Source organism: Burkholderia sp. Bp9031 (genome assembly GCF_003857965.1).
GTDB classification, from domain to species: Bacteria; Pseudomonadota; Gammaproteobacteria; order Burkholderiales; family Burkholderiaceae; genus Burkholderia; species Burkholderia ambifaria_A.
Window position 1 is genome coordinate 65205 of record NZ_QTPW01000013.1, and the last position, 23502, is coordinate 88706.

Here is a 23502-nt window from a genome sequence, read left to right on the forward strand (position 1 = left end):
GATGGCATCGACGTGGAAGCGGATCGGCCGTATCGGCAGGCTGGGCGCCGCGCTGGCGCTCGTCGCGAGTCTCGCGGGATGCGGCCTTGCGGCCGCGCCGTGCCGGATCGCATCGGCCGGGCTGAAGATCGTGCCGGTCGTCGGCCATGTCGCGGCCGCGCCCACCGATGCGTGCGCCGACGTCATCGATCCCTGACCGACGAACTCTCGATCCATACCCCCCCGCGATAACCACCGCGCGCCCCGCGCGGGTGCGCTTCCACCTGTCTCGTGAGAGGACCTGCATGATTCGCCAAACCTTCGCCGCGCTCGCGCTGGCCGGCACCGCCGTTTCCGTCGCGCATGCCGCGCAACTGACCGTCGAGGAGATCGACGCCGATTCGCGCCAGCAGACCGCCTATCAGTGCGCGAACCAGAAGCAGCCGATCCGCGTGTCGTACTGGCGCGCGGGCAACGGCCAGAGCTTCGCGCTGGTGCCGGTCAACGGGCAGCAGTTGCTGTTCGTCGACACCGTATCGGCGTCGGGCGTGCGTTATCAGGCCGGACGCTATACGTGGTGGACGAAGGGCAAGGAAGGGACGCTGCGTGACGAGATTGCCGACCAGAATGCGGCACCGCTGCTTGGCGACTGCGTTCAGGTCGAGAAGAAGAAAAAGAAGAAGGGCTGAGCGCCGCGCGCGACCGGGTATGCCATGCGAGCGTGCCGGTCGCCGCGACCGCGCGGCCAGCCGGGGCGGGCTCGGATCGGGCTCGAACCGGGCGGCGAACCGGGCGACGCTCGGGCTCGCCGGCCGCGCCCGGCGTTTTTCCGGTCGACATGGCGGGGATTCGACCCCTAATGCAGACCATCGGCCGATCGCGATAGTCCGATCGCTCGATGCATCGTCCGCGCCCCGCCTGCCGGCACCCGCCGCGAACCGCCACCGGGGCAGTTCGCGGCGTTGTCACGGACAGATTGCTGCGCAGTGCTACAATACGGCCCTTTCCGCCGGCATTCGCGCCGAACGGAGTCCGCACGGCCTGTGGCGCCCGCTGTTCGAATCGAACCGGTCCCAAGCGCCAGAGCGGCGCCGCGCGGCGCGCCGCGGCTCCGTCTACTTCCGAATTGTGATGAGCGCAGGCCCGGCCGGCCTGACGCACGATGTCCCCGCCGCGCCTTTTGAGCGAAACGCCACCATGTCCGATTCTGTCGCCAAGCCAGTCGACGCAACCTTCGATCAATTCGGCCTTGCCGCCGATATCCTGAAAGCCATTGCGGAGCAGGGCTATACGACGCCGACGCCGATCCAGGCGCAGGCCATTCCGGTCGTGCTCGCCGGCCGCGACGTCATGGGCGCCGCGCAAACGGGCACCGGCAAGACCGCGAGCTTCTCGCTGCCGATCATCCAGCGCCTGCTGCCGCAGGCCAACACGAGCGCGTCCCCGGCGCGCCACCCGGTGCGCGCGCTGATCCTCACGCCGACCCGCGAACTCGCCGACCAGGTCGCCGCGAACGTGCACGCGTATGCGAAGCACACGCCGCTGCGTAGCGCGGTCGTGTTCGGCGGCGTCGACATGAATCCGCAGATGGCCGAGCTGCGCCGCGGCGTCGAGATCCTGATCGCGACGCCGGGCCGCCTGCTCGACCACGTGCAGCAAAAGACGGCCAATCTCGGCCAGGTCCAGATCCTCGTGCTCGACGAAGCAGACCGGATGCTCGACATGGGCTTCCTGCCCGATCTGCAGCGCATCCTGAACCTGCTGCCGAAGGAGCGCCAGACGCTGCTGTTCTCGGCCACGTTCTCGGGCGAAATCAAGAAGCTCGCATCGACCTACCTGCGCAGCCCGCAGACGATCGAAGTCGCGCGCAGCAACTCGACCAACGCGAACGTCACGCAGATCGTCTACGACGTCGCCGAAGGCGACAAGCAGGCGGCCGTCGTGCAGTTGCTGCGCGATCGTGGCCTCAAGCAGGTGATCGTGTTCTGCAACAGCAAGATCGGCGCGAGCCGGCTCGCGCGCAACCTCGAGCGCGACGGCGTGGTCGCGTCGGCGATCCACGGCGACAAGACGCAGATCGAGCGGATGCAGGCGCTCGACGCGTTCAAGCGCGGCGAGATCGAGGCGCTGGTCGCGACCGACGTGGCCGCGCGCGGTCTCGACATCGCCGAACTGCCGGCCGTGATCAACTTCGACCTGCCGTTCAACGCGGAAGACTACGTGCACCGGATCGGCCGCACGGGCCGCGCGGGCGCGACGGGCGATGCGCTGTCGCTGTGCAGCCCGAACGAGCGCAAACAGCTCGCCGATATCGAAAAACTGATCAAGCGTCCGCTCGACGTGCAGACGCTCGCGCTCGACAAGCCGGCGCGTCATCATCACGACGAGCGGGGCAGCAATCGCGGTGGCGAGCGCAGCGGCGAACGCGGCGGCCGGCGTGATCGCGAAGAGCATCGCGGTGCGTCGGGGCGTCGTTCGGGCAGTTCCGAGCGCGGCCATCACCGTCGCCACGAGGCGCCGGTCGACGATTTCTTCCTGAAGCCGTACGAACCGTCAGTGCCGGCGAAGCAGCCGGAAGAGACGAAGTCCGCGCAGCAGCCCGAGAAGAAGGGGCCGAAGCGTCAGGTCGCCGCGCTGCTCGGCGGGTTCGGGATGCCGCGCAAGCCGTCGGCGTAAGCGGGCGGTTCAGGCGGTTGGTGCGGCGCGCGAGCGCTGCCGCAGAAGCGGGTGCATGCGATGAGCATGCGCCCGTTTTTCATTGGGCGAGACGATTGCGAAGAGGTGGGTGATTTCATGCCGAGCGGGGGCGGGGCAGTCGACGGAGTGCCCTCGGTGCCGGGTAGTCAGCGGGCGTGCGGTTCCGGCTTTCGCCACGCCTTCATGCGATCGGATGCGGCGCTGACGGATGCAGGAACGCGGTTGGCACCGACCGGTGTCCCGCGGACGATTCAGCCGGCGCGCGGCCCGAAGCGACGCGCCCACGCATCGGTCGCGGCCGCGTAGAAGGCATCCATTGTGGCGCCCGACAGATCGCCATCGGTCGCAAGACCGAGATGCGCGGCGGCGGCCTGCAGCGCCGGCAGCGGATCGTCGCGTTCGAGCGCGATCGCGCCCGTCTGCTTGCTGAGCTTTTCGCCGTTCGCATCGACGACGACGGGCACGTGCAGGTAGGCGGGTGTCGGCACACCGAGACAGCGCTGCAGATAGATCTGGCGCGCGGTCGAATCGAGCAGGTCGGCGCCGCGCACGACGTGGGTGATGCCCGCGTCGGCATCGTCGACCACGACCGCGAGCTGATACGCCCATTGGCCGTCCGCGCGCTTCAACACGAAATCGCCGACTTCGGTCGCGAGGTTCTGCGCTTGCGTGTGCTGCCAGCGGTCGTCGAATGTGACGATCGCATCGTCGCCGTCCGGCACGCGCAGCCGCCATGCGCGCGCGGGCTTGCCATGCAGGCCGGTGCGGCAGGTGCCTGGATACGCGAGAGTCGTGTGGCGCTCGTGCACGGCACGCAGCGAATCGGCGATTTCCTTGCGCGTGCAGCCGCACGGATAGACGAGCCCCGCGGCGACGAGCCGGTCGAGCGCGGCCGCGTAATCGGCATCGCGCGTGCTTTGCCATACGGGCGGTTCGTCTGGCGTCATGCCGAAATGCGCGAGCGTCGCGAGGATGTCGTCCGCGGCGCCGGGCACCGTGCGCGGGCCGTCGATGTCCTCGATGCGCACGAGCCACGTGCCACCGTGCGCGCGTGCGTCGAGCCAGCTCGCGAGCGCACCGACCAGCGAGCCGAAATGCAGCGGACCGGTGGGCGACGGCGCAAAGCGGCCGCGGTAGCCGTTCATCGGGGCGCGGCGCAACGCGCGCTTACGCGGCGCTGGCTGCCTGCGCGCAGGCCGGGCACGACGTGCCGGGCACGTAGCTCGGCGATTGCTGGGCTTCCGGCGTGACGACCGCGCGGCATGCGAAGCACGTGACGTTCTCGGTCGGCTGCAACTGCGGGTTCAGCGCGGTGCGGTAGTCGAACACGAAGCAGTCGCCGTGATAGTGCGCGCCGCCGACTTCCTCGAAATACTTCAGGATCCCGCCCTCGAGCTGGTACACGTTATCGATGCCGATTTCCTTCATGTGGATCGCCGCCTTCTCGCAGCGGATCCCGCCGGTGCAGAACGACACGACCGTCTTGCCCTCGAGATCGGCACGGTTCGCGTCGATGACTTCCGGGAACTCGCTGAACTTGTCGATCCGGTAGTCGAGCGCGTCGTCGAACGTGCCGACGTCCACTTCGAATGCATTGCGCGTGTCGAGCATCACGACCGGGCGGCCGGCGTCGTCGTGGCCGCGGTCGAGCCACGCCTTCAGCGTGCGTGCGTCGACCGACGGCGCGCGGCCGAGCTCGGGCTTGATCGCCGGCTTCTTCATCGTGATGATCTCGCGCTTCAGGCGCACGAGCATCCGGCGGAACGGCTGCGAGTCGGACAGGCTCTCCTTGAACTGCAGCGTCGCGAACTTGCCTTCGAACAGCGGATCGTGGCGGAGGTAGTCGATGAACGCGTCGGCCGCTTCGCGCGGGCCGGCGATGAACAGGTTGATGCCTTCCGGCGCGAGCAGGATCGTGCCGCGCAGGCCGAGTTCGTTGCAGCGGGCGGTGACGAGCGGGCGCCATTGCTCGGTCGCGTCGAGCGATACGAAGTGGTAGGCGGCGAGGTTGACGATGGTCATGATGGTCCGACGGGAAACGGCCGCGGCCGTGCGGCGGGGCGCACGGCGGCCCCGCAAAAAAGGGTGCGAAGCCGGGGCGATGATTCGAAAACCCGTATTATCCCGCAAACTGCGCGTGCGCCGGCACCTGACCGTTCGGCCGGCATCGCGCGCATCGGCCGAACGGCCGGGCACGGGGATTTTTTGGGCAGCCTGCGCGACGACGCGGCTACAATAACGCCCATGTCAGATCCCCGCTTCGTCCATCTTCGCGTCCACTCCGAATTCTCGATTGCCGACGGCATCGTGCGTCTCGACGACATCGTCAAGGCGGCGGCCGCAGACGGCCAGGGCGCGCTCGCCCTCACCGATCTCGGCAACGCATTCGGCCTCGTCCGTTTCTACCAGGAAGCCCGCGGCAAGGGCATCAAGCCGATCGCCGGCTGCGACGTCTGGATCACCAATCCGGACGATCGCGACAAACCGTCGCGCCTGCTGCTGCTGGTGAAGGACAAGGTCGGCTACCTGAACCTGTGCGAGCTGCTGTCGAAGGCGTGGCTCACGAACCAGTACCGCGGCCGCGCGGAGCTCGATGCGAGCTGGCTCGACGGCGAACTGTCGCAAGGGCTGCTCGCGCTGTCGGGCGCGCAGCAGGGCGATATCGGGCTCGCGTTCGCTGCCGGTAACGAGGAAGCCGCGCGCCGCCATGCCGAGCGCTGGGCGAAGGTGTTCCCGGGCGGTTTCTACATCGAACTGCAGCGTTACGGCCAGTCGGGCGCCGAGGCGTACATCCAGCAGGCCGCGTCGCTCGCCGCGTCGTTGAAGCTGCCGGTCGTCGCGACGCATCCGACGCAGTTCATGACCGACGACGATTTCACCGCGCACGAAGCGCGCGTGTGCATCTCGGAAGGCGACATGCTCGCGAATCCGCGGCGCCAGAAGCGTTTCACGACCGATCAGTACTTCCGCACGCAGGACGACATGGCTGCGCTGTTCGCCGACCTGCCGTCGGCGATCGCGAACACGGTCGAGATCGCGAAGCGCTGCAACCTGAAGCTCGAGCTCGGCAAGCCGAAGCTGCCGCTGTTCCCGACGCCGGACGGCATGTCGCTCGACGACTACCTGGTCCAGTTGTCGAAGGAGGGGCTCGAGAAGCGCCTTGAACAACTGTATCCGGATACCGGAGAGCGCGACGCGCAGCGCGACACGTACTACAAGCGGCTCGAATTCGAGTGCGGGACCATCACGAAGATGGGCTTCCCCGGCTACTTCCTGATCGTTGCCGACTTCATCAACTGGGCGAAGAACAACGGCGTGCCGGTCGGTCCGGGCCGCGGCTCGGGTGCGGGTTCGCTGGTCGCGTACGCGCTCGGCATTACCGATCTGGATCCGCTGCGCTACAACCTGCTGTTCGAGCGATTCCTGAATCCGGAACGCGTGTCGATGCCCGACTTCGACATCGACTTCTGCCAGCACGGCCGCGATCGCGTGATCCAGTACGTGAAGGAAAAATACGGCGCGGACGCCGTGTCGCAGATCGCCACCTTCGGCACGATGGCCGCGAAGGCGGCCGTGCGCGACATCGGCCGCGTGCTCGACCTCGGCTACATGTTCACCGACGGCGTCGCGAAGCTGATCCCGTTCAAGCCGGGCAAGCACGTGACGATCGCCGACGCGATGAAGGAAGAGCCGCAACTGCAGGAGCGCTACGACCACGAGGACGAAGTGCACCAGCTGCTCGACCTCGCGCAGCGCGTCGAGGGCCTCACGCGTAACGTCGGGATGCACGCGGGCGGCGTGCTGATCGCGCCCGGCAAGCTGACCGATTTCTGCCCGCTGTACACGCAGGGCGACGACGGCGGTGTCGTCAGCCAGTACGACAAGGACGACGTCGAAGCCGTCGGCCTCGTGAAGTTCGACTTTCTGGGCCTCACGACGCTGACGATCCTCGACTGGGCCGAGCGCTACATTCGCCGGCTGGACGCGTCGAAGGCCGACTGGTCGCTCGCGCAGGTGCCGCTCGACGATCCGGCGTCGTTCCAGATCCTGAAGAAGGCCAACACGGTCGCCGTGTTCCAGCTGGAAAGCCGCGGGATGCAGGGCATGCTGAAGGACGCGCAGCCCGACCGTTTCGAGGACATCATCGCGCTCGTGTCGTTGTACCGTCCGGGCCCGATGGATCTGATCCCGAGCTTCTGCGCACGAAAGCATGGCCGCGAGAAGGTCGACTATCCGGATCCGCGCGTCGAACCCGTCCTGAAAGAGACCTACGGCATCATGGTCTATCAGGAGCAGGTGATGCAGATGGCGCAGATCATCGGCGGCTACTCGCTCGGCGGCGCCGACTTGCTGCGTCGCGCGATGGGCAAGAAGAAGCCCGAGGAGATGGCCAAGCACCGCGAGATCTTCGCCGAGGGCGCGGCGACGAACGGCCTCACGCGCGAGAAGTCCGACGAGATCTTCGACTTGATGGAGAAGTTCGCGGGCTACGGCTTCAACAAGTCGCACGCGGCGGCTTACGCATTGCTCGCTTATTACACCGCGTGGCTGAAGGCGCATCATCCGGCCGAATTCATGGCGGCCAACATGACGCTCGCGATGGACGACACCGACAAGGTGAAGATCCTGTTCGACGACTGCGTCGTGAACAACCTCGCTGTGCTGCCGCCGGACATCAACCAGTCGCATTACCGGTTCGAGCCGGTCGCCGAAGCCGACGGCAAGCGCTCGCGCACGATCCGCTATGGCCTCGGCGCGGTGAAGGGCAGCGGCCAGAACGCGATCGAGGAAATCCTGCGTGCGCGCGAGGAAAAGCCGTTCACCGACCTGTTCGACTTCTGCGAGCGGATCGACCGGCGCGTGGTCAACCGCCGCACGGTCGAGGCGCTGATCCGCGCCGGCGCATTCGATTCGCTGAACGCGAACCGCGCGCAGATGCTCGCGTCGGTGCCGCTCGCGATGGAAGCGGCCGAGCAGGCCGCGGCGAACGCGATGCAGGCCGGCCTGTTCGACATGGGGGCCGAGTCGCCGCATGCGCATGCGCTCGTCGACGAACCCGCGTGGGACGACAAGCGCCGCCTGCAGGAAGAGAAGGGCGCGCTCGGCTTCTACCTGTCCGGCCACCTGTTCGACGCGTATCGCGACGAAGTGCGCCGGTTCGTGCGGCAGAAGGTCGGCGACCTGAAGGAAGGTCGCGACAAGCTCGTCGCGGGCATCATCGCGTCGTTGCGCACGCAGATGACCCAGCGCGGCAAGATGCTGATCGCGTTGCTCGACGACGGTTCGGGCCAGTGCGAGATCACGATCTTCAACGAGCAGTTCGAGGCGAACAAGGCCCTGTTCAAGGAAGACGAACTGCTGATCGTGCAGGGGCAGGCGCGCAACGACGCGTTCACCGGCGGCATCCGCTTCACGGCCGACACCGTGATGGATATCGAGCGCGCGCGCAGCCGCTACGCGCAGGCGGTGCGGCTCACGATGAACGGCAATGCCGATGCGGGGGCGCTGCGCCGTGTGCTCGAACCGCACGTATCGAAGGACGATCAGGCGGCCGCGCCAGCGGTCGACGTGCCCGCGCCGCGCGGCGGCGGTCGCGACGGCGGCCGTCGCCCGCAGGCACCGCTGCCGAACGGGCTCGCGGTGCAGGTTCACTACAGCAACGCGCGCGCGCAAGGCGAAATGCGTCTCGGCGATGCGTGGCGCGTGAAGCCGAGCGACACGCTGCTCGCGGAGCTGCGCGCGACATTCGACGGCAGCGTCGTCGAAATCACGTACTGACCGCGCCCCGCCGGACGGTCGTCGCCTGTGCGGCCCGTCGCATCGCCATCGTGCGGTGCGGCGGGCCGTTTTCGTTCTGGCAGGTGCTCGGGGCTGTCATCCGGACGCTATACAATCCGTCGCGCGACGCAGATGCGGCGCCGGCCGCGGTCCGTCCGCCGGCCGGCGGCGACATCGCGAGCGTGAAACGGGGACGGTTTCGCGCGGCACGCGATGCAGCGCGATGCTGCTTCCGGCCGCCATGTTCGCGGCACCCGGGGGCGGCGCAATCGTTTCGTAGCGTCCCTGAAGTCCGGCAGCGCCGGCATTGCCCGCGCTGCCACCGGACGGGCAAGCGAAAGCAAGCGTGCGCAACGAGAAGCGGTGGCCGCAGGCCCGCCGCGCGTGTCGCGTCGTTGCCGTCGCGTTGCCGGAATGGGTGGCACCGGCTACCGGCCGCCGCCGAGACGTGCCACCGACACCCGCAGCACGCTCCCCGGCGTCACGCCACGCCACCGGCCGCAAAATCCTGTACATTGCGAGCCTTGTCCAGCCAGCTAGACGGAACGATTGCCGTGGCCCTGTTTTCTTCCGCCCGCCCGCCCAGAACCATTCTCGTCGCAGCACCGCGCCGCATCGGCGACGTGCTGCTGACGACGCCGCTCGTGCGTTCGCTGAAGGCGCGCTGGCCCGACGCACAGATCGACATGCTGGTGTTTCGCGGCACCGAGGGCGTGCTGGAGCACAACCCCGACGTACGGCGCGTGATCGTCGTCGCGCAGCGCGCCGGCTTCCGGGAGCGGCTGCGCGACGCGCTGTCGATGTGGCGCCGCTACGATCTCGCGTGCGCGGCACTGAGCTCCGACCGGCCGCGCTTCTATAGCTGGTTCGCCGGCCGCAAGCGCGTCGGCCTCGTCGATCCGAACCGTGTCACGTGGCTCACGCGGATGATGCTGAACGGCATCGCGATCAATCATCACGAGTCCGCGCATACGGTCGTCAGCACGCTTGCGCTCGCGCCGGTGATTGGCATCGAGCCGGTATCCGAGGTCGTCGCGCCGGGCATCGGCGACGATCCCGCGCGGCGCGCGCGTTTCGACGCCTGGCTCGCGGAGTCGCCGGGCATCCGCGACGGCAAGCCGCTCGTCGTGCTGCATCCGTATCCGATGTTCCGCTACAAGCAATGGCGGCTCGAAGGCTGGGTCGAGATGATCGAATGGCTGCGCGCGCAGGGGTTCGCGATCGCGCTGTCGGGCGGCCCGGCCGATCGCGAGCGCGAGTATGCGGAGCAGGTCGCGGCCGAGGCGGGCGGCGACGTGCTGAACCTGGTCGGCCGCCTCACGTTCGGCGAAAGCGCCGAGCTGGTGCGGCGCGCGCGACTGTTCATCGGGCCCGATACGGGGGCGACGCACGTCGCGGCCGCGACGGGCACCGCCACGATCGCGCTGTTCGGTCCGTCCGACCCGGTGCGCTGGGGGCCGTGGCCGCAGCACTGGCCGCCGACCGAAAACCCGTGGGCACTGCGCGGCTCCGCGCGGCACGGCAACGTGTGGCTGCTGCAGGGTGAGGGCGATTGCGTGCCGTGCCGGCAGGAGGGCTGCGAGCGCCATGTCGACAGCCATAGCGACTGCCTCGTCAATCTCGGCGCGCAGCGCGTCAAGGCGGCGGCGGCCGAGATGCTCGGGTTGAAGCCGCCGGGCGCCGCCGACGCGGTCGTCGACACGTCGCGGCTGCATCGCGCGCGTTCAAACTGACGCGCGAAAGCCGGGCGTTTCCTGATCTGGACAGTTGAGAGCGGCGACACGACGCGTCGAAGGCGCGTGGTCGCGTATCCGGCAGCGACGCGGGTGCGACGCCATTGAGCCGATCCGGCGGCAGGCGGCCGCGCCGTTCCGCCGGTCGGGTGCGTGACGGGTTACGCGCTGCGCCGGATCGCCGACGTCTCGCGCGGCAGCGCTTCGCCGCGCTCGGCGCAGCCGAGCAGGATGCCGGCGAGCAGCACCAGCAGGTGACCTTCGGCGAAATCGAGCAGCAGCGAATTCGCAAGGCTGCCGATCGCGAAGATCGCGAGCCACGCGAGCAGCAGGTGCCGTGAACGCGGATCGAGCGTGCGGCTGCCGCGCGCGATCTGCACGATCAGGTTCAGGAACAGCAGTACGCCGAGCGTGCCGAGCTGTACGGCCATCAGCAGATATTCGTTATGCGGATTCGACGTGAGCTGGCCTTCGGCAGCCGTCTTGCCGGCCGTGAGCTTCTCGAACTCGGACTCGAGACCGCCCGCCCCATAGCCGATTACCGGGCGCTGGCGATACAGCTCGAGCCCCTTCTTGTACCACTCGAGCCGCAGCCCGGTCGACGTGGCCGCATCGGTCTGCCGGTACTGCTGCACTTCCGTCACGACCTTCACGAGGCGGCCGTTGTGCACCGTGCATGCGGCGACGACGAGCGCAACGCCGGCCAGGACCAGCGTCCCGGCGGCGAGACCCGCGCGCAGTGCCGACTGGCGGCGCAGCAGCAGTATGAAACGCACCGCGACGACGAGGAGCAGCAGCAGCGCGATGACCTGCCCGGTGCGCCCCTGCAGCATCACGAACACGTTGATCAGCGACCATGCGGCGACGGCCGCATACGCGGTGCGCGACAGCGCGGTGCGGGCCGCCAGCGCGAGGTCGGCGGCCTGGTAGAACAGCAGCGCGCCGAACATGCCGGCCGCGATGTGGTTTTTGAACACCCATGCGCGCGACAGCGGCAGATCGGACGCATGCGCGGGCCCGATCGCGGTCAGCCCGAGATAGTTGGTGGTCGACAGCAGCAGGATCACGCACAGCGTGCCGAACCACGCGCGCCGCACGATCGGCGCCCAGTTCGAATGGCGGAACGCGAGTACGGCAAACGGCAGCAGCAGCAGCTTGTCGTACTTGGCGACCCAGTTCCACGCCTTCGGGTGCGGCGCGACCGTATAGGCGACGCTCGCGGCCAGCGACGCGAGGATCAGCAGCGCGGCCAGCGACGCCGGTTCGGTGACGAACGAGCGCAGGTCGCGCCAGAATTCAGGGGAGATGACGAGAGCGGCCGCGAACAGCCCGCAGAACACGTTGGTCAGCGCGGTCGAGACGGGCACCATGCAGAGCGCGACGACGGCGAAGGCGCGAGCGGCGGTCAGGCGCCGCGTGGCGGGAGCGGAAAACGAAAGCATCGGAACCTGTCGAATGGACGAATGCGGCATGCGGGCACCGTGCTGCGCGCCGCGCGTCCCGCGGCGGCAGTGCCCGGGACGAAGCGCGCAGTATACGCGAAGCGGCGTGTGTTTCCGTGTCGTTTCCGGGGTCTGATCAGCCGAATGCGCGCTTGATCCGCGAGCGCAATAGCGCGCGCTTGAGGCGTCCTTCGACGGCCGGCGTGTCGAGCGCGATGCGCGAGCCGGCCGGCTCGCCGCGATGCAGGTAATAGCGGTCGAACGTGGCCTGCGTCATGCCCCATTTGTTGAGGAACTGGCGGCGGCCGTCGTTCTTGACGATCTTGCCGGTGCTCTTCTGCTGGAAGTGATAGACGAGGCTGTCGCCGACGCCGAGGAAGATCCGGCAGCCGGCGTCCCAGAATTTCATCGAGAAGTCGTTGTCGCTGCTCATCCCCGGCGACAGTTCGCTGCTGTAGCCGCCGATGCGGTTCCACCAGTCGCGGTGCACGAGCGTCGGCGGCCAGGTCGAGCCGAGCCAGTCCGCGCGCGCGAGCCGCGGCGTGGCGGCGACGAGGCCGGCCGCATCGAACTGTTCGGCGTCGCGCCCGAAATTGCTGACGACGACGCACGGGTTGCGCGTGTCGACCGGCTCGACCATCGTGCCGGACAGCATGAACAGGTCGGTCGGCATCTGCTCGATGCGCCGCACGAGCGCCGCGTCCCAGCCGGGGCAGCAGTACATGTCGTCGTTCATGTAGACGACGTAGTCGCGCGTCGCGCGCGCGGCGGCCAGGTTCACCGCGTGGCAGATGCCGATGTTGGCCGGCGACGCGGTGTGCTCGATGCCTTCGCTGCGCACCCAGTCGAGCGTGCCGTCCGAGCCGTCGTTCACGTGCACGATGATCTGGTGGTCGTACGCCGAATGACGGCGCAGGCTGTCGACGACGAGCTTGAGGTACGGCAGGTTGTTCCAGGTCGGGATGATGATGGAGAACATGGCGGTCGGATTCGGTGGTCGTCGTGTCGGCGGCGCGGGGCGCGGCGCCGCGCTCGGGCGCGCATGCCACGCGGGCAGCCCGGCATTGTAACGCCGGGCCGGCCGCATGCCGGCGGTGTCAGGGCGAGGGCTGCGCGGGGGGCGCTCAGCGGGCCGCTTCGTGGCCGAGCTTCAGGAACCGGTAGTACACCGTTTCCGCGTTGAACACGGCGATCATGAAGCCCGCCCGGCCGTCGAGAAACCCGCGTCGCAGCACGTAGGTCCGCACGAACGCCCACGCGCCGCGCGCGAGCGCCTTGCCGAAGCCGCCGCGCTGGCCGGCCGCGCGGCGCTGGCGCGCGCCGGCCGTCGAATACGCATCGAGCTTGCGCACGACGGTCTCGAAATCCTCGTACGAATAGTGCATCAGCTTGCCCGGCAGCCGCTGCGCGGGCGTGTCGAACACGAGCCGTTCGTGCACCAGATCGTCGGAGAAGCGGGCGGTGCCTCGCCGGAACAGGCGCGGCACCCAGTCCGGATACCAGCCGCTGTGGCGGATCCACTGGCCGCAGAAGCTCGACAGCCGGTCGAGCGCGTAGACCTGTGCGCCCGGCGCGCGGATGGCTGCGCGGATCGATTGCGCGAGCTCCGGGCTGACCACCTCGTCGGTGTCGAGCGACAGGATCCAGTCGGTGTCGAGCGCGTCGAGCGCGCGGTTCTTCTGCGGACCGAAGCCAGGCCAGTCGCGCTCGACGATCACGCGGGCGCCGTGCGCGCGGGCAATCGCGACGGTATCGTCGGTGCTGCCGCCGTCGATCACGACGACGTCGTCGGCGAAGGTCAGCGCGTCGAGGCACTGCGCGAGCCGCGCGGCCGCGTTGAGGGCGATGAGGGCGACGCCGAGGGTGGGTTCTGCCATGAAATCGTCGAAAAGGCGGAGAAAACGGTGAGCGGCAGTATACCCGCGCGCCGGCCAGCGGCCGCTTCGGCAGCGGCCGTGCCGGCGGGGGCGGTGCAGCTATAATGTTGGGCCTTTTTCGGCACCCGCCGGACGGGGCGAATCCCGGGCAGCCATGTCTCGGGCGCCGCGTCGCGGCTCAAGAAGGATTGCCTTGGAAACCCAGAACACTCTTCGCAAACCGATGGACGGCACCGGTACGTCGCCGGTCACGGTCCTCAAGCGCCTGTGGCCGTACATCCGGCCGCTGATCGGCATCGTGCTGCTCGCCGTGATGACGATGGGCGTCGTCGCGGCCACGGAAGCCGGGATTCCGGCGCTGCTCAAGCCGCTGCTCGACCACGGCTTCGGCTCGCACGGCAGCGACCGCGCGAAATGGTACGTGCCGATGGCCGTGATCGGCCTTGCACTCGTGCGCGGCGTGTCGCAGTACGCGTCGAATTACCTGCTCAACTACGTGTCGAACCGCATCCTGCTGCAATTGCGGCTCGAGATGTTCCAGCGGATGCTGCACACGGGTGCGTCGTTCTTCCAGCGCGAGACCGCGAGCACCGTGATCAACGCGATCGTGTTCGAGGTCAACCAGATCCTGTCGGTGCTGACCGGCGTGATGGTCACGCTCGTGCGCGACTCGCTGACCGTGATGTTCCTGCTCGGCTACCTGTTCTACCTGAACTGGCGGCTCACGCTGATCGTCGCGGTGATCCTGCCGGGCATCGGCTGGCTCGTCAGCAAGATCAACCGCCGCCTGCGCCGCCTGAACCGCGAGCACCAGACGCTGACCAACGAGCTGTCGTACATCGTCGAGGAGACGGTCGGCGGCTACAAGGTCGTCAAGGTGCACAACGGCGAGACGTACGAGATGGACCGCTTCACGACGATGAGCAAGCGCCTGCGCGGCTACGCGATGCGCATGACGATCTCGGGCGGGCTCGCGCAGCCGCTGACGCAGTTCCTCGCGTCGATCGCGCTCGCAGTCGTGATCACGATCGCGGTCGTGCAGTCGACCAACGACCAGACGACGGTCGGCGGCTTCGTCGCGTTCGTCACGTCGATGCTGCTGGTGATTTCGCCGCTCAAGCACCTGATCGACGTCAACCAGCCGCTGCAGCGCGGGATGACGGCCGCCGAGCTGATCTTCGGGCTGATCGACGAGCCGGCCGAGCCGCAGGGCGGCGGCCGCGCGCTGCCGCACGCGCGCGGCGAGATCGAATTCCGCAACGTGTCGTTCGATTACGGCGCATCCGAGCGGCCGACGCTCGACCGCATTTCGTTCAAGGTCGCGCCGGGCGAGATGATCGCGCTCGCGGGGCCGTCGGGCAGCGGCAAGACGACCCTCGTGAACCTGCTGCCGCGCTTCTTCGACCCGACGGACGGCGCGATCCTGGTCGACGGCGTGCCGGTGGCCGACTACGACATCCACGCGCTGCGCGGCCAGATGGCGATGGTCAGCCAGGACGTCGTGCTGTTCAACGACACGATCGCCGCGAACGTCGCGTACGGCCAGACGCCCGACCGCGCACGCGTGCAGGCGGCACTCGAGGCCGCGAACCTCGCCGACGCGGTCGCCGCGATGCCCGACGGGCTCGATACGCTGGTCGGCGGCAACGGGATGCGCCTGTCGGGCGGCCAGCGGCAGCGGCTCGCGATCGCGCGCGCGATCTACAAGGACGCGCCGATCCTGATCCTCGACGAGGCGACCTCGGCGCTCGATTCGGAATCCGAGCGCCACGTGCAGGCCGCGCTCGAGCGGCTGATGGAAGGGCGCACGACGCTCGTGATCGCGCACCGGCTGTCGACGATCGAGCGTGCGGACCGGATCCTCGTGCTCGAAGCCGGCAAGATCGTCGAAGAGGGCAGCCACGACGAACTGCTGCGCCACGGCGGGCTGTACGCGCACCTCCACCGGATCCAATACCAGCAGCAGGCGGCGTGACGGCGGCTCACGCCGGTGTGCTAGTCTTGACCGTGCAGGTCCGATTGTTTCCGGTTCGACGTGACAACACGGAGGGAAGGACAATGAAGAGGATGCACGGGATGATGCTGGCCGCGCTGGTCGCGGCGGGTTTCGCCGCGCCGGCCGCGATGGCGCAGGATCACGGTAACTACGACAACCACGGGAACCACGGCATGCAGCGCGGCCACGGCCCGAAGCACATGCCACCGGGCCAGATGCGCCACGAAGACGACGTGCCGCCGCGCTGGGCCGACCAGCCGCGCCGCGACTGGCACAAGGGCGACCGGATTCCGAACGAATTCCGCGATCGCCAGTACGTCGTCGACGACTGGCGCGGCTACCACCTGAGCCCGCCGCCGCGCGGCTATCACTGGGTCGGCGTCGGCGGCGACTATCTGCTCGTGCAGATCGGTTCGGGCATCGTGCTGCGGGTCGGCCCGTAACGTTTCCCACCGATCATCGATTCATCCGGCTGCCGGGGCGTGCGTCCCGGCAGCCGCGTCAGTTGCCCTTGTCCGCCGCCCGGCGGAACCAGCGCCGCTCGATTCGCGACATCGCCCAGCACACGGCCAGCGCACAGACGGTGCCGAGCGCGACTTCCCCGAGCCGCATCAGCGGAATGTCCCATAGCGGGCCGTTGCCCGGGAACAGCAGCACGATCGTCGCGGTCACGCCGCCGAGCCGTGCCGCGCTGCCGACGTTCAGGCACCAGCAACTGACGACCGTGATCGCGACCGCAAGCGCATAGGCGACGAGGCGGTCGCCGCCGAGTGCCGCGCCCGCGAAGCCGACCAGGCCGCCGATCATCGCGCCGATGAACTGGTCGCGCGACAGCGACATCGTGTCCGAGTAATTGTGCTGCGTGACGGCGATCGCGGTGATCGCCGCCCACACGGCCTGCTCGGTGTGGAGCGCGCGGCCGATCGCGTATGCGAGGCACGCGCCGCAGACGGCCTGCAGCGCCATCAGCGCGCCTTGCGTGAGCCGTTCGCCGAAGGTCAGCCCCTTGAACAGGTCGAAAATCGACTGCTGGATCTGCTGGCGGGCTTCGTTGAGTGTCCTGATCGTATCCATCGTGTCGTGCCAGGAAGCGGGGGCGACGCGTCAGTGCGCCTGTTCGGACGATGCGGCGGCCGGCTCGCCGGCGGTCGCGTCGCCGTTCTCGACGCGCGTCTCGGGCATCGCGAGCCAGACCAGCAGCACCGCGAGCGTGCCGGCCGCGGCGAGCCCGAAGAAGCTGATCGCGTTGCCGAAATGATCGGCGACATACCCGGCCACGGCCGTGCTGAGCGTCGCGCCGATCCCGGCCGCGAGACCGAACAGCCCGATGCACAGGTTGTAGCGGCCCTTGCCGCCCGCGACGTCGGCCGCGATCAGCGGCAGCATCACGCCGAACACGGCCGCGCTGATGCCGTCGAGCATCTGCACCGGCACGAGCAGGTACGGGCTGCTCACGCCGGCGAACAGCAACGCGCGCACCGGCAGCGCCGAGAAGCCGAGCAGCAGGATCGGCCGGCGTCCCCAGCGTTGCGCGGAGCGGCCGACCCACGGCGACAGCATCGCGACGATCGCCTGCGGCACGATGATGCACGCGGCGATCACGAGCTGCACGTTCTCGCCCATCCCGGCCGTCACTTCGCCGGCCGCGAGGTTGAGCATCGCCGCGTTCGACAGGTGGAACAGCACGACGCATGCCGCGAAGATCAGCATCCGGCGATCGCGCAGCAACTCGAGCAGCGTTTCGCGTTCCTCGCCTTCGTCGTGGTCGTCGGGCTTCGACGAATGCGGGATCACCTCGTGCGTCGGCTGGATCATCGCGAGCGCGAACAGCGCGGGCAACGCCAGCACCGCGGTCAGCCAGAACACCGCCCGCGCGGAGAAATACTCGCCGGTGAGCCCCATCAGGCCCGCCGCAACTGCGCTGCCGATCGAGGCCCAGCGCGCGTTGCGGCCGAGCCGGTCGCCGAGATCCGCGCGGCCGACCAGCGAGAACGAGATCGCGGCCATCGCCGGCACGAGCATGCAGCTCGCGAAGCCGTGGAACACTTCGGCCGCGATCACCGGCACGATCGTCGGGCTCGACGCGAGCAGCACCGCGGACAGGATGATGGCCGCGATCGCCCATGCGGCCGCGCCTTTCTTGTTCTTCAGCGCGTCGACGGCGGCGCCGCCCGGCACCTGGCTGACCATCGCGCTGATCGTGCCGATCGACAGCACCATGCCGATCTCGCCCTGCGTCCACTTGTGCGACGCGAGGTAGGACGCGATGAACGGACCGAACCCGGTTTGAACGTTTGCAACGAAGAAGTTGAGCCAGTCGAGAGCCCGGAGACTGCGAACGCTGACGGAATGCTTGATCGTCATCGGGCGGCACTCGCAGACGAAGCCGGCGCGGCGGCGGTGGCAGGCGGCGAGACCGCGACGATCGGCTTGTCGGCCGCGTAGGGCGGCGACGCCTTGATCTGCGCATCGTTCAGGTCGAGCTGCGGATGCAGCGCCTTGTCGCGCGTGACGAAGCGCAGCGCGCCCCAGCTCGCGGCGATCGAGCGGCGGTCGGTATTGACGAGCCCGCCGAGGTCGAGCACGACGGCCTGCGGTTGCGCGGCGCGGTCGATCAGCACGTCGACGACGCGGCCGATCTTCGCGCCGTTCGGGCGCTCGACGTCGCTGTCGAGCATCGGCAGTCGCGTTGCGGGTGACGCCGCGGCCGAACCGGACAGCGGCACGGCCTTGGGCCTTGCGGCAGGCGGCAGTTCGCCCGACGGCACGTCGAGCACGATGGGCTCCTGCTTGCCGCCCGGCGTGAAGCGGAATACGTTCCACGGGAAGATGACCTTGCGGTCGCCGACGCCCATGAAGCCCTGAAGGTTGACGATCATTTCGCGCGGCTTGCCGTTCGCGTCGGCCACCATGTCGACCGCGCGGCCGATGACCTTGCCGTTGCGGCGCGCGACTTCGCTGTCGAGCAGTGCATGGATCTGCGTACGGTCGAGCGTGCGGGTCGCGACGAGCGGGGCCGGCGGCGGAGGCGTCGGCGTCGGCGATTCGGTGCGCTGCACCGGCTTCGGCCGCGTCACTTCGCGGTGCGGTTTTTTCGGTGCTTCCGGTTCTTCCGGCTGCACGGGCGGCGGCACGGGCGGCATCGTCAGCGGTTCGCCGGCGGCTTCCTCGATCGGCTCGACGAGCGCCTCGCTGATCGGCGCGGGCGGATTCTGGGTCGGCAGCAGCCCGCAGCCGGACAGCAGCGCGGCGGCTGCGAGCACCAGAAAGACCGTCGAAGACGGGAACGACATGCGGGATGCGGGAAACGGAAGTCCGCCGCTCATTGACACTCACTCCATGGGTCGGGGGCGGGCCCGGAGGCTCGCGGCTGGCGATGGATGGCGGGTGCGGGCGGCGCACCACGCGAGGTGAGAGTTTAACGTGTCTTCCTTTCAGGACCGATTTCTGCGCAGGATCGAGAGCGGGATGGCGGGGAAAGCGCGGCGATCGGTCGCGGGGCGGGCGCCATCGCGTGCCGCAACGAACGCGGCGCCCGACCGTCGACGACGGTACGGGCGCCGCATGGGCGGCCGACGTGACGTTACCTGGCCAGCGCGCCGAGCGTCGTCGTCACCGGGGCGAGCAGGCCGCCGCCGGTCTTCGACAGCACGCCGGTGCCGCCCGTCCCGCCCGTCAGGCCGCCGACCGGCGAGGTGCCGGCCGCCGCCGTCACGGCACCGACCGCCGACGTGAGTGCGCCTGCCGGGTTGCTGCCGCCCGCAGTGCCGCCGAGCGCGCCGGTCGACAGGAGCCCCGTCACCGGAGCGAGCGGATTCGTCGCGGCGGCGGCGCCGCCGCCGCCGAGCAGTGCGGTGCCCGCGGTCGCGACCGTGTTGCCGGTCGCGGTCACGACGTTGCCGACGCCGGTCGTGACCGGATTGTTGCCGGTATTCGCGAGTGTCGTGCCGGCGTTCGCGACGCCGTTACCGACGGTCGTCACGAGATTCGTCAACGGTGCGCCGAGCGGCGCGCTCGCCGCGACCGTCTGCGTGACCGACCCGACCGTCGTCGTGATCGGCGTGATCGCGGAACTGGCCGTGCCCGTCACCTGGGCGACCGGGCCGCTCGACAGTTGCGTGCCGAGCGTCGCGCCACCGCCCGCGATCGTGTTGCCGAGCATCGTCACGGCACCGCCGACGGGCGACGTGGCGGGCGCGAGCGGCGCCAGTGCCGAACCGCTGGCGCCGAGGCTCGACACGACACCGCCCGTCGCGGCGACGGCCTGCCCGAGATTCGTGACCACGCCCCCCGTGCTCGCGACCGTCGTGCCGACCGGGTTCGACGACGCACCGAGCTGGCCGAGACCCGAGCCGAGGCCGGCGCCGAGCGTCGTGACGGCCGCGCCGACGTCCTGCACGACCGTGCCGAGCCCTTGCGTCGTCGCGGGGTTCGTGCCGGGCAGCGACTGCGCGGCGATCGTTGTACCGACACCCGATATGGCGCCGCCGCCGGCCGTCACGATGTTGCTCGATGCCGCGGTCGTCTGGCCGACGCCGTTGGCCGACGTGCCGCTCGCGCCGTTGCCCGAGCCGCCGGTCGACGCAGTCGTGTCGCCGGACCCCGATCCGGAGCCGCTGGTGCCCTGGCTCAGCGTGCCGGAGCCGCCGCACGCGGACAGCGACATCAGCGCCGCGACGCCTGCCGCGATCATGATCATTCGGAGTCCTGCTTGATGGGTGGTGGGCGTGTTCATGTCGTCCTCGTCTCGATTATGGAAATGGATCAGGCGGCTTTCGTGTGCGCCGACGTGTCGTCGCTGCGGAAGTGGCGCGGCGGGCGCATCGTAGTTGTCTCCCTGATTGACCTGTCGCCGTGTCGCGTATTCGCCTGAGGCGGAACCCGGAGCGCTTGCAGGACGAATCGTTTGCATTCTTTCGTCTTGCTTGCCGATCGTGCCCGATATCACCGGATTCGTGCGATCAGAGTAGGTCCGTCGGCGTGAGACGTCTTTTAATGATCGTTAAATTGAAGTAAGCGTCCGATTCATTGCCGGAGTCGGGGTAATCACGATCGACGCGATGTGCGTCGTGTGATTGGTGGGGCGGCGGCGGAGGGGGAGGGGGGAGGGAGCAGGCGGCACCTGCGTGGCCCGCCGTCAGGGCGGGCCAGATGCGGGCATCGCCCGAGGGCGGTGCGCCCGAACGTCAGGCGTCCGGATACCACGCGTCGCTGAACTCGCTGACCTGGACGTCGGTCAGCTCCGGACGTGCGGCCAGCCAGGCGCGCACGCTTTCGCGGTCGGCGTCGGTCGTCGTGCCGCGCGGCGCGCCGGAGATCACGTACGCGCCGATCCCTTCGTCGGCGGACGCGACGGTCAGCAGCCCGTTCGCTTCGACGAAATCGATGAACGCATCGATCAGCTGGCCGCGCTCGAGGTCGGACAGTTCGTTGCGGTATTGCGCGGTCGCGTTGAACGCGAGTTCCTGGAACTCGGCGATGTGGAGTTTCTTGCGCTGGCGGCGGTTGTGGCGTTGGCTCATGGTGTGTGACGAGTGAATGAGAGGTGGGAAAGGATAGCGCAGCGGCTGATGCGGGCACACATGTCGATGTGTCGTGTGGCCAGGGCCCGCAGTGAAGGGGTGACGTTGCGCCGTCGCGATATCGTGTTGTCGCGCGATTGATCAGGAAACCATTGTTAAACAATTGCTCGATGTGGTTTTCGCCGTGTGGTCTGGCCCGGCGGCGCATTGCACGTATGACCCGAATGATACAGGGATGGCGAGCCTCTTCGGCTTTGCTAAGGTCAGCGGCTATTCGAACAACAACAGAAAACAGGGTGTTTTGATCGTGTCTGCCGATATGTGGGAAAAGCTGGCTGCCTTCACGCACGAAGCGCTTGGCCGTCCGTTGTTCGGCGGCAAGTTGTGGATCAAACCGTCGTCACGTCTCGAAGAGGATCTGCGCGTGACCGGAATCGATGCAATCGAATTCATCGACAAATGGGCGGAAACGTTCGGTGTGCATGCTGCCGACTTTCCTTACGACCGCTACTTCGGCCCTGAGGGGCAGGAGATGGTGGCGACGTTTCTCGGGTTGTTTTCCGAGCGTTACCGCAAGCCGCCGCGTGTGGCCCTTACCCTCGGCATGCTGGAAGAAGCGATGCGTATCGGCCGATGGGATACGGACGCGATCGAGTGCGCCGCACGAGACCAGGTCGCCCGCGAGAAATGAACAAGCGAATCGGCGAAATGCAAAAAGCCCGCTTGCTGTCGCAAAGCGGGCTTCGATATTGGTTGCGGGGATAGGATTTGAACCTATGACCTTCGGGTTATGAGCCCGACGAGCTGCCAGACTGCTCCACCCCGCGACGCGAATTATAGTGACACTGCTGCGGTGCGTCAAACGGTCTGTGAACCACGTTGGACTCGAGCGACCGTGCTTCGCCCGCAATGGGGTGTTCGCTTACGTTGCCTGAGCCCTCGAAGATCGGCGAGATAACCGATATTTTTGCTCGACGCCCGCGGCAAGGGTTGGCGGCGATCTCCCTACATCAGCACGATATCGTACTGCTCCTGGCTCAGGTTCGACTCGACCTGCAGCGACACCGGCTTGCCGATGAAGTCGATCAGCATCGCGAGATGCTGCGACTCCTCGTCGAGGAACAGGTCGATCACCTGCTGCGCGGCGATCACGCGGAATTCGCGCGGGTTGAACTGGCGCGACTCGCGCAGGATCTCGCGCAGGATGTCGTAGCACACGGTGCGCGACGTTTTCACCTGGCCCTTGCCCTGGCAGGTCGGGCACGGCTCGCACAGCACGTGCGCGAGCGATTCGCGCGTGCGCTTGCGCGTCATCTCGACGAGCCCGAGCTGCGAGAAGCCGTTGACCGTCACGCGCGTGCGGTCGCGCGACAGCGCCTTCTTCAGCTCCGACAGCACCGCATCGCGATGCTCGGCGTTCTCCATGTCGATGAAGTCGATGATGATGATCCCGCCGAGGTTGCGCAGCCGCAGCTGCCGCGCGATCGTATGCGCGGCCTCGAGGTTGGTCTTGAAGATCGTGTCGTCGAAGTTGCGCGCGCCGACGTAGCCGCCGGTGTTCACGTCGATCGTCGTCATCGCCTCGGTCTGATCGATCATCAGGTAGCCGCCCGACTTCAGGTCGACGCGGCGCGACAGCGCGCGCTGGATCTCCGTCTCGATGTTGTACAGGTCGAACAGCGGCCGCTCGCCGGTGTAATGGTGCAGCTTCGGACTCACCGCCGGCGTGAACTCGGCCGCGAATTCCGAGAGGCGCTGGTACGTCTCGCGCGAATCGACCTGGATGCGCGTCGTGTCGTCGTTCGCGAAATCGCGCAGCACGCGCTGCGCGAGATCGAGATCCTGGTACAGCAGGCTCGTCGCCGGCAGCCGCTGCGCAAGCGCCACGATCGTCGCCCAGGTCTTGCGCAGGTAGGCGACGTCGCCGGCCAGTTCTTCGGAGGTCGCATCCTCGGCGATCGTGCGCACGATGTAGCCGCCTTTCTCGTCCGCCGGGATCACGGCGGTCAGCCGCGCGCGCACGGCCTCGCGTTCGGCCTCGCTCTCGATCTTCTGCGAGATGCCGATGTGCGGCTCCTGCGGCAGGTAGACGAGCGTGCGGCCCGCGATGCTGACTTGCGTCGACAGTCGCGCGCCCTTCGTGCCGATCGGATCCTTGATTACCTGGACCATCAGCGTCTGGCCTTCGAACACGGTCTTCTCGATCGGCTGGTGCTGCGCGCTCGACTGCGGCTCGCCGGCGAGGCGTGGATGCCAGATGTCCGCGACGTGCAGGAACGCCGCGCGCTCCAGGCCGATGTCGATGAACGCCGACTGCATGCCGGGCAGCACGCGCACGACTTTGCCGAGATAGATGTTGCCGACGCGTCCGCGCGACAGCGTGCGCTCGACGTGAAGCTCCTGCACCGCGCCTTGCTGGACGAGTGCGACCCGCGTTTCCTGGGGCGTGAGGTTGATCAGGATTTCTTCGTTCATGGT

Annotated in this window: 19 protein-coding genes and 1 tRNA gene; 8 read left to right on the forward strand and 12 right to left on the reverse strand. The window is 68.2% G+C overall.

The features are described from left to right. Position 1 precedes the first annotated feature (1 nt). The 3 genes from DIE15_RS18560 to DIE15_RS18575 all read left to right on the forward strand — a co-directional run bounded on the left by DIE15_RS18560 (position 2) and on the right by DIE15_RS18575 (position 2655). A complete protein-coding gene (locus tag DIE15_RS18560; RefSeq protein WP_057928991.1) occupies positions 2–196 on the forward strand; it encodes a DUF6726 family protein in 195 nt (64 codons plus the stop codon). 88 nt (positions 197–284) lie between these two features. After that, the gene (locus DIE15_RS18565; protein WP_057928990.1) at positions 285–668 is read left to right on the forward strand and encodes an MliC family protein; all 384 of its coding nucleotides are present in this window, start codon (positions 285–287) and stop codon (positions 666–668) included. 442 nt (positions 669–1110) lie between these two features. Beyond that, on the forward strand, positions 1111–2655 hold the full coding sequence (locus DIE15_RS18575) for a DEAD/DEAH box helicase (protein WP_124834031.1): 1545 nt from the start codon (positions 1111–1113) through the stop codon (positions 2653–2655). A gap of 272 nt (positions 2656–2927) precedes the next feature. On the opposite strand, the gene gluQRS is transcribed toward DIE15_RS18575, so the two are convergent. Further along, complete coding sequence (gene gluQRS / locus DIE15_RS18580) at positions 2928–3821, reverse strand: tRNA glutamyl-Q(34) synthetase GluQRS (protein WP_057928988.1); 894 nt, start codon at positions 3819–3821, stop codon at positions 2928–2930. Between the two features lie 22 nt (positions 3822–3843). Further along, positions 3844–4698 carry a sulfurtransferase gene (locus DIE15_RS18585; protein WP_057928987.1) on the reverse strand — a complete coding sequence of 285 codons (855 nt, stop codon included), beginning with the start codon at positions 4696–4698 and terminating at the stop codon, positions 3844–3846. Positions 4699–4920: 222 nt separating this feature from the next. On the opposite strand from DIE15_RS18585, the gene dnaE reads away from it, so the two are divergent. After that, positions 4921–8454, forward strand: coding sequence for a DNA polymerase III subunit alpha (gene dnaE, locus DIE15_RS18590; protein WP_124834032.1), 3534 nt, complete (start codon positions 4921–4923; stop codon positions 8452–8454). 554 nt (positions 8455–9008) lie between these two features. Then, on the forward strand, positions 9009–10187 hold the full coding sequence (locus DIE15_RS18595; RefSeq protein ID WP_124834033.1) for a glycosyltransferase family 9 protein: 1179 nt from the start codon (positions 9009–9011) through the stop codon (positions 10185–10187). A 161-nt stretch (positions 10188–10348) separates the two neighbouring features. Here the strand turns inward: DIE15_RS18595 and DIE15_RS18600 are convergent, their stop codons facing one another. The 3 genes from DIE15_RS18600 to DIE15_RS18610 form a co-directional block, all read right to left on the reverse strand. Then, on the reverse strand, positions 10349–11629 hold the full coding sequence (locus tag DIE15_RS18600) for an O-antigen ligase (RefSeq protein ID WP_124834034.1): 1281 nt from the start codon (positions 11627–11629) through the stop codon (positions 10349–10351). 136 nt (positions 11630–11765) lie between these two features. After that, positions 11766–12608: a glycosyltransferase family 2 protein gene (locus DIE15_RS18605; protein ID WP_124834035.1), complete on the reverse strand. Its 843-nt coding sequence runs from the start codon at positions 12606–12608 to the stop codon at positions 11766–11768. 145 nt (positions 12609–12753) lie between these two features. Next, positions 12754–13506, reverse strand: coding sequence for a glycosyltransferase family 2 protein (locus DIE15_RS18610; RefSeq protein ID WP_057928982.1), 753 nt, complete (start codon positions 13504–13506; stop codon positions 12754–12756). Between the two features lie 223 nt (positions 13507–13729). On the opposite strand from DIE15_RS18610, the gene msbA reads away from it, so the two are divergent. After that, on the forward strand, positions 13730–15481 hold the full coding sequence (msbA, locus tag DIE15_RS18615) for a lipid A export permease/ATP-binding protein MsbA (protein WP_057928981.1): 1752 nt from the start codon (positions 13730–13732) through the stop codon (positions 15479–15481). 83 nt (positions 15482–15564) lie between these two features. Further along, complete coding sequence (locus DIE15_RS18620) at positions 15565–15945, forward strand: RcnB family protein (protein ID WP_057928980.1); 381 nt, start codon at positions 15565–15567, stop codon at positions 15943–15945. 58 nt (positions 15946–16003) lie between these two features. Here the strand turns inward: DIE15_RS18620 and DIE15_RS18625 are convergent, their stop codons facing one another. The 5 genes from DIE15_RS18625 to DIE15_RS18645 form a co-directional block, all read right to left on the reverse strand. Further along, positions 16004–16576 (reverse strand): aromatic acid exporter family protein, encoded by a 573-nt coding sequence (locus DIE15_RS18625; protein ID WP_057928979.1) that lies wholly within the window; start codon positions 16574–16576, stop codon positions 16004–16006. A gap of 30 nt (positions 16577–16606) precedes the next feature. Next, positions 16607–17866, reverse strand: coding sequence for an MFS transporter (locus DIE15_RS18630; protein WP_057928978.1), 1260 nt, complete (start codon positions 17864–17866; stop codon positions 16607–16609). Beyond that, positions 17863–18828: a PRC-barrel domain-containing protein gene (locus tag DIE15_RS18635; protein ID WP_057928977.1), complete on the reverse strand. Its 966-nt coding sequence runs from the start codon at positions 18826–18828 to the stop codon at positions 17863–17865. Before DIE15_RS18635 ends, DIE15_RS18630 begins: the two co-directional genes overlap by 4 nt. A 257-nt stretch (positions 18829–19085) precedes the next feature. Continuing rightward, complete coding sequence (locus DIE15_RS18640) at positions 19086–20237, reverse strand: collagen-like triple helix repeat-containing protein (protein WP_124834037.1); 1152 nt, start codon at positions 20235–20237, stop codon at positions 19086–19088. Positions 20238–20688: 451 nt separating this feature from the next. Further along, the gene (locus DIE15_RS18645) at positions 20689–21024 is read right to left on the reverse strand and encodes a YggL family protein (protein ID WP_057929252.1); all 336 of its coding nucleotides are present in this window, start codon (positions 21022–21024) and stop codon (positions 20689–20691) included. A 319-nt stretch (positions 21025–21343) separates the two neighbouring features. Here DIE15_RS18645 and DIE15_RS18650 point away from each other — a divergent pair, with 319 nt between their 5' ends. Continuing rightward, positions 21344–21715, forward strand: coding sequence for a DUF1493 family protein (locus tag DIE15_RS18650; protein ID WP_409364307.1), 372 nt, complete (start codon positions 21344–21346; stop codon positions 21713–21715). A 59-nt stretch (positions 21716–21774) separates the two neighbouring features. Here the strand turns inward: DIE15_RS18650 and DIE15_RS18655 are convergent. Further along, positions 21775–21851 (reverse strand) — tRNA-Met (locus tag DIE15_RS18655). Between the two features lie 178 nt (positions 21852–22029). After that, positions 22030–23499: a ribonuclease G gene (gene rng, locus DIE15_RS18660; RefSeq protein ID WP_057929251.1), complete on the reverse strand. Its 1470-nt coding sequence runs from the start codon at positions 23497–23499 to the stop codon at positions 22030–22032. Positions 23500–23502 lie beyond the last annotated feature (3 nt).

Bases quoted from the DNA above. Each gene is read 5' to 3' on its own strand.
- DIE15_RS18560 (WP_057928991.1), top strand. From the start codon at position 2: ATGGCATCGACGTGGAAGCGGATCGGCCGTATCGGCAGGCTGGGCGCC.
- DIE15_RS18565 (WP_057928990.1), top strand. From the start codon at position 285: ATGATTCGCCAAACCTTCGCCGCGCTCGCGCTGGCCGGCACCGCCGTT.
- DIE15_RS18575 (WP_124834031.1), top strand. From the start codon at position 1,111: ATGAGCGCAGGCCCGGCCGGCCTGACGCACGATGTCCCCGCCGCGCCT.
- gluQRS (WP_057928988.1), bottom strand. From the start codon at position 3,821: ATGAACGGCTACCGCGGCCGCTTTGCGCCGTCGCCCACCGGTCCGCTG.
- DIE15_RS18585 (WP_057928987.1), bottom strand. From the start codon at position 4,698: ATGACCATCGTCAACCTCGCCGCCTACCACTTCGTATCGCTCGACGCG.
- dnaE (WP_124834032.1), top strand. From the start codon at position 4,921: ATGTCAGATCCCCGCTTCGTCCATCTTCGCGTCCACTCCGAATTCTCG.
- DIE15_RS18600 (WP_124834034.1), bottom strand. From the start codon at position 11,629: ATGCTTTCGTTTTCCGCTCCCGCCACGCGGCGCCTGACCGCCGCTCGC.
- DIE15_RS18605 (WP_124834035.1), bottom strand. From the start codon at position 12,608: ATGTTCTCCATCATCATCCCGACCTGGAACAACCTGCCGTACCTCAAG.
- DIE15_RS18610 (WP_057928982.1), bottom strand. From the start codon at position 13,506: ATGGCAGAACCCACCCTCGGCGTCGCCCTCATCGCCCTCAACGCGGCC.
- msbA (WP_057928981.1), top strand. From the start codon at position 13,730: ATGGACGGCACCGGTACGTCGCCGGTCACGGTCCTCAAGCGCCTGTGG.
- DIE15_RS18620 (WP_057928980.1), top strand. From the start codon at position 15,565: ATGAAGAGGATGCACGGGATGATGCTGGCCGCGCTGGTCGCGGCGGGT.
- DIE15_RS18625 (WP_057928979.1), bottom strand. From the start codon at position 16,576: ATGGATACGATCAGGACACTCAACGAAGCCCGCCAGCAGATCCAGCAG.
- DIE15_RS18630 (WP_057928978.1), bottom strand. From the start codon at position 17,866: ATGACGATCAAGCATTCCGTCAGCGTTCGCAGTCTCCGGGCTCTCGAC.
- DIE15_RS18635 (WP_057928977.1), bottom strand. From the start codon at position 18,828: ATGAGCGGCGGACTTCCGTTTCCCGCATCCCGCATGTCGTTCCCGTCT.
- DIE15_RS18640 (WP_124834037.1), bottom strand. From the start codon at position 20,237: ATGAACACGCCCACCACCCATCAAGCAGGACTCCGAATGATCATGATC.
- DIE15_RS18645 (WP_057929252.1), bottom strand. From the start codon at position 21,024: ATGAGCCAACGCCACAACCGCCGCCAGCGCAAGAAACTCCACATCGCC.
- DIE15_RS18650 (WP_409364307.1), top strand. From the start codon at position 21,344: ATGTGGGAAAAGCTGGCTGCCTTCACGCACGAAGCGCTTGGCCGTCCG.
- rng (WP_057929251.1), bottom strand. From the start codon at position 23,499: ATGAACGAAGAAATCCTGATCAACCTCACGCCCCAGGAAACGCGGGTC.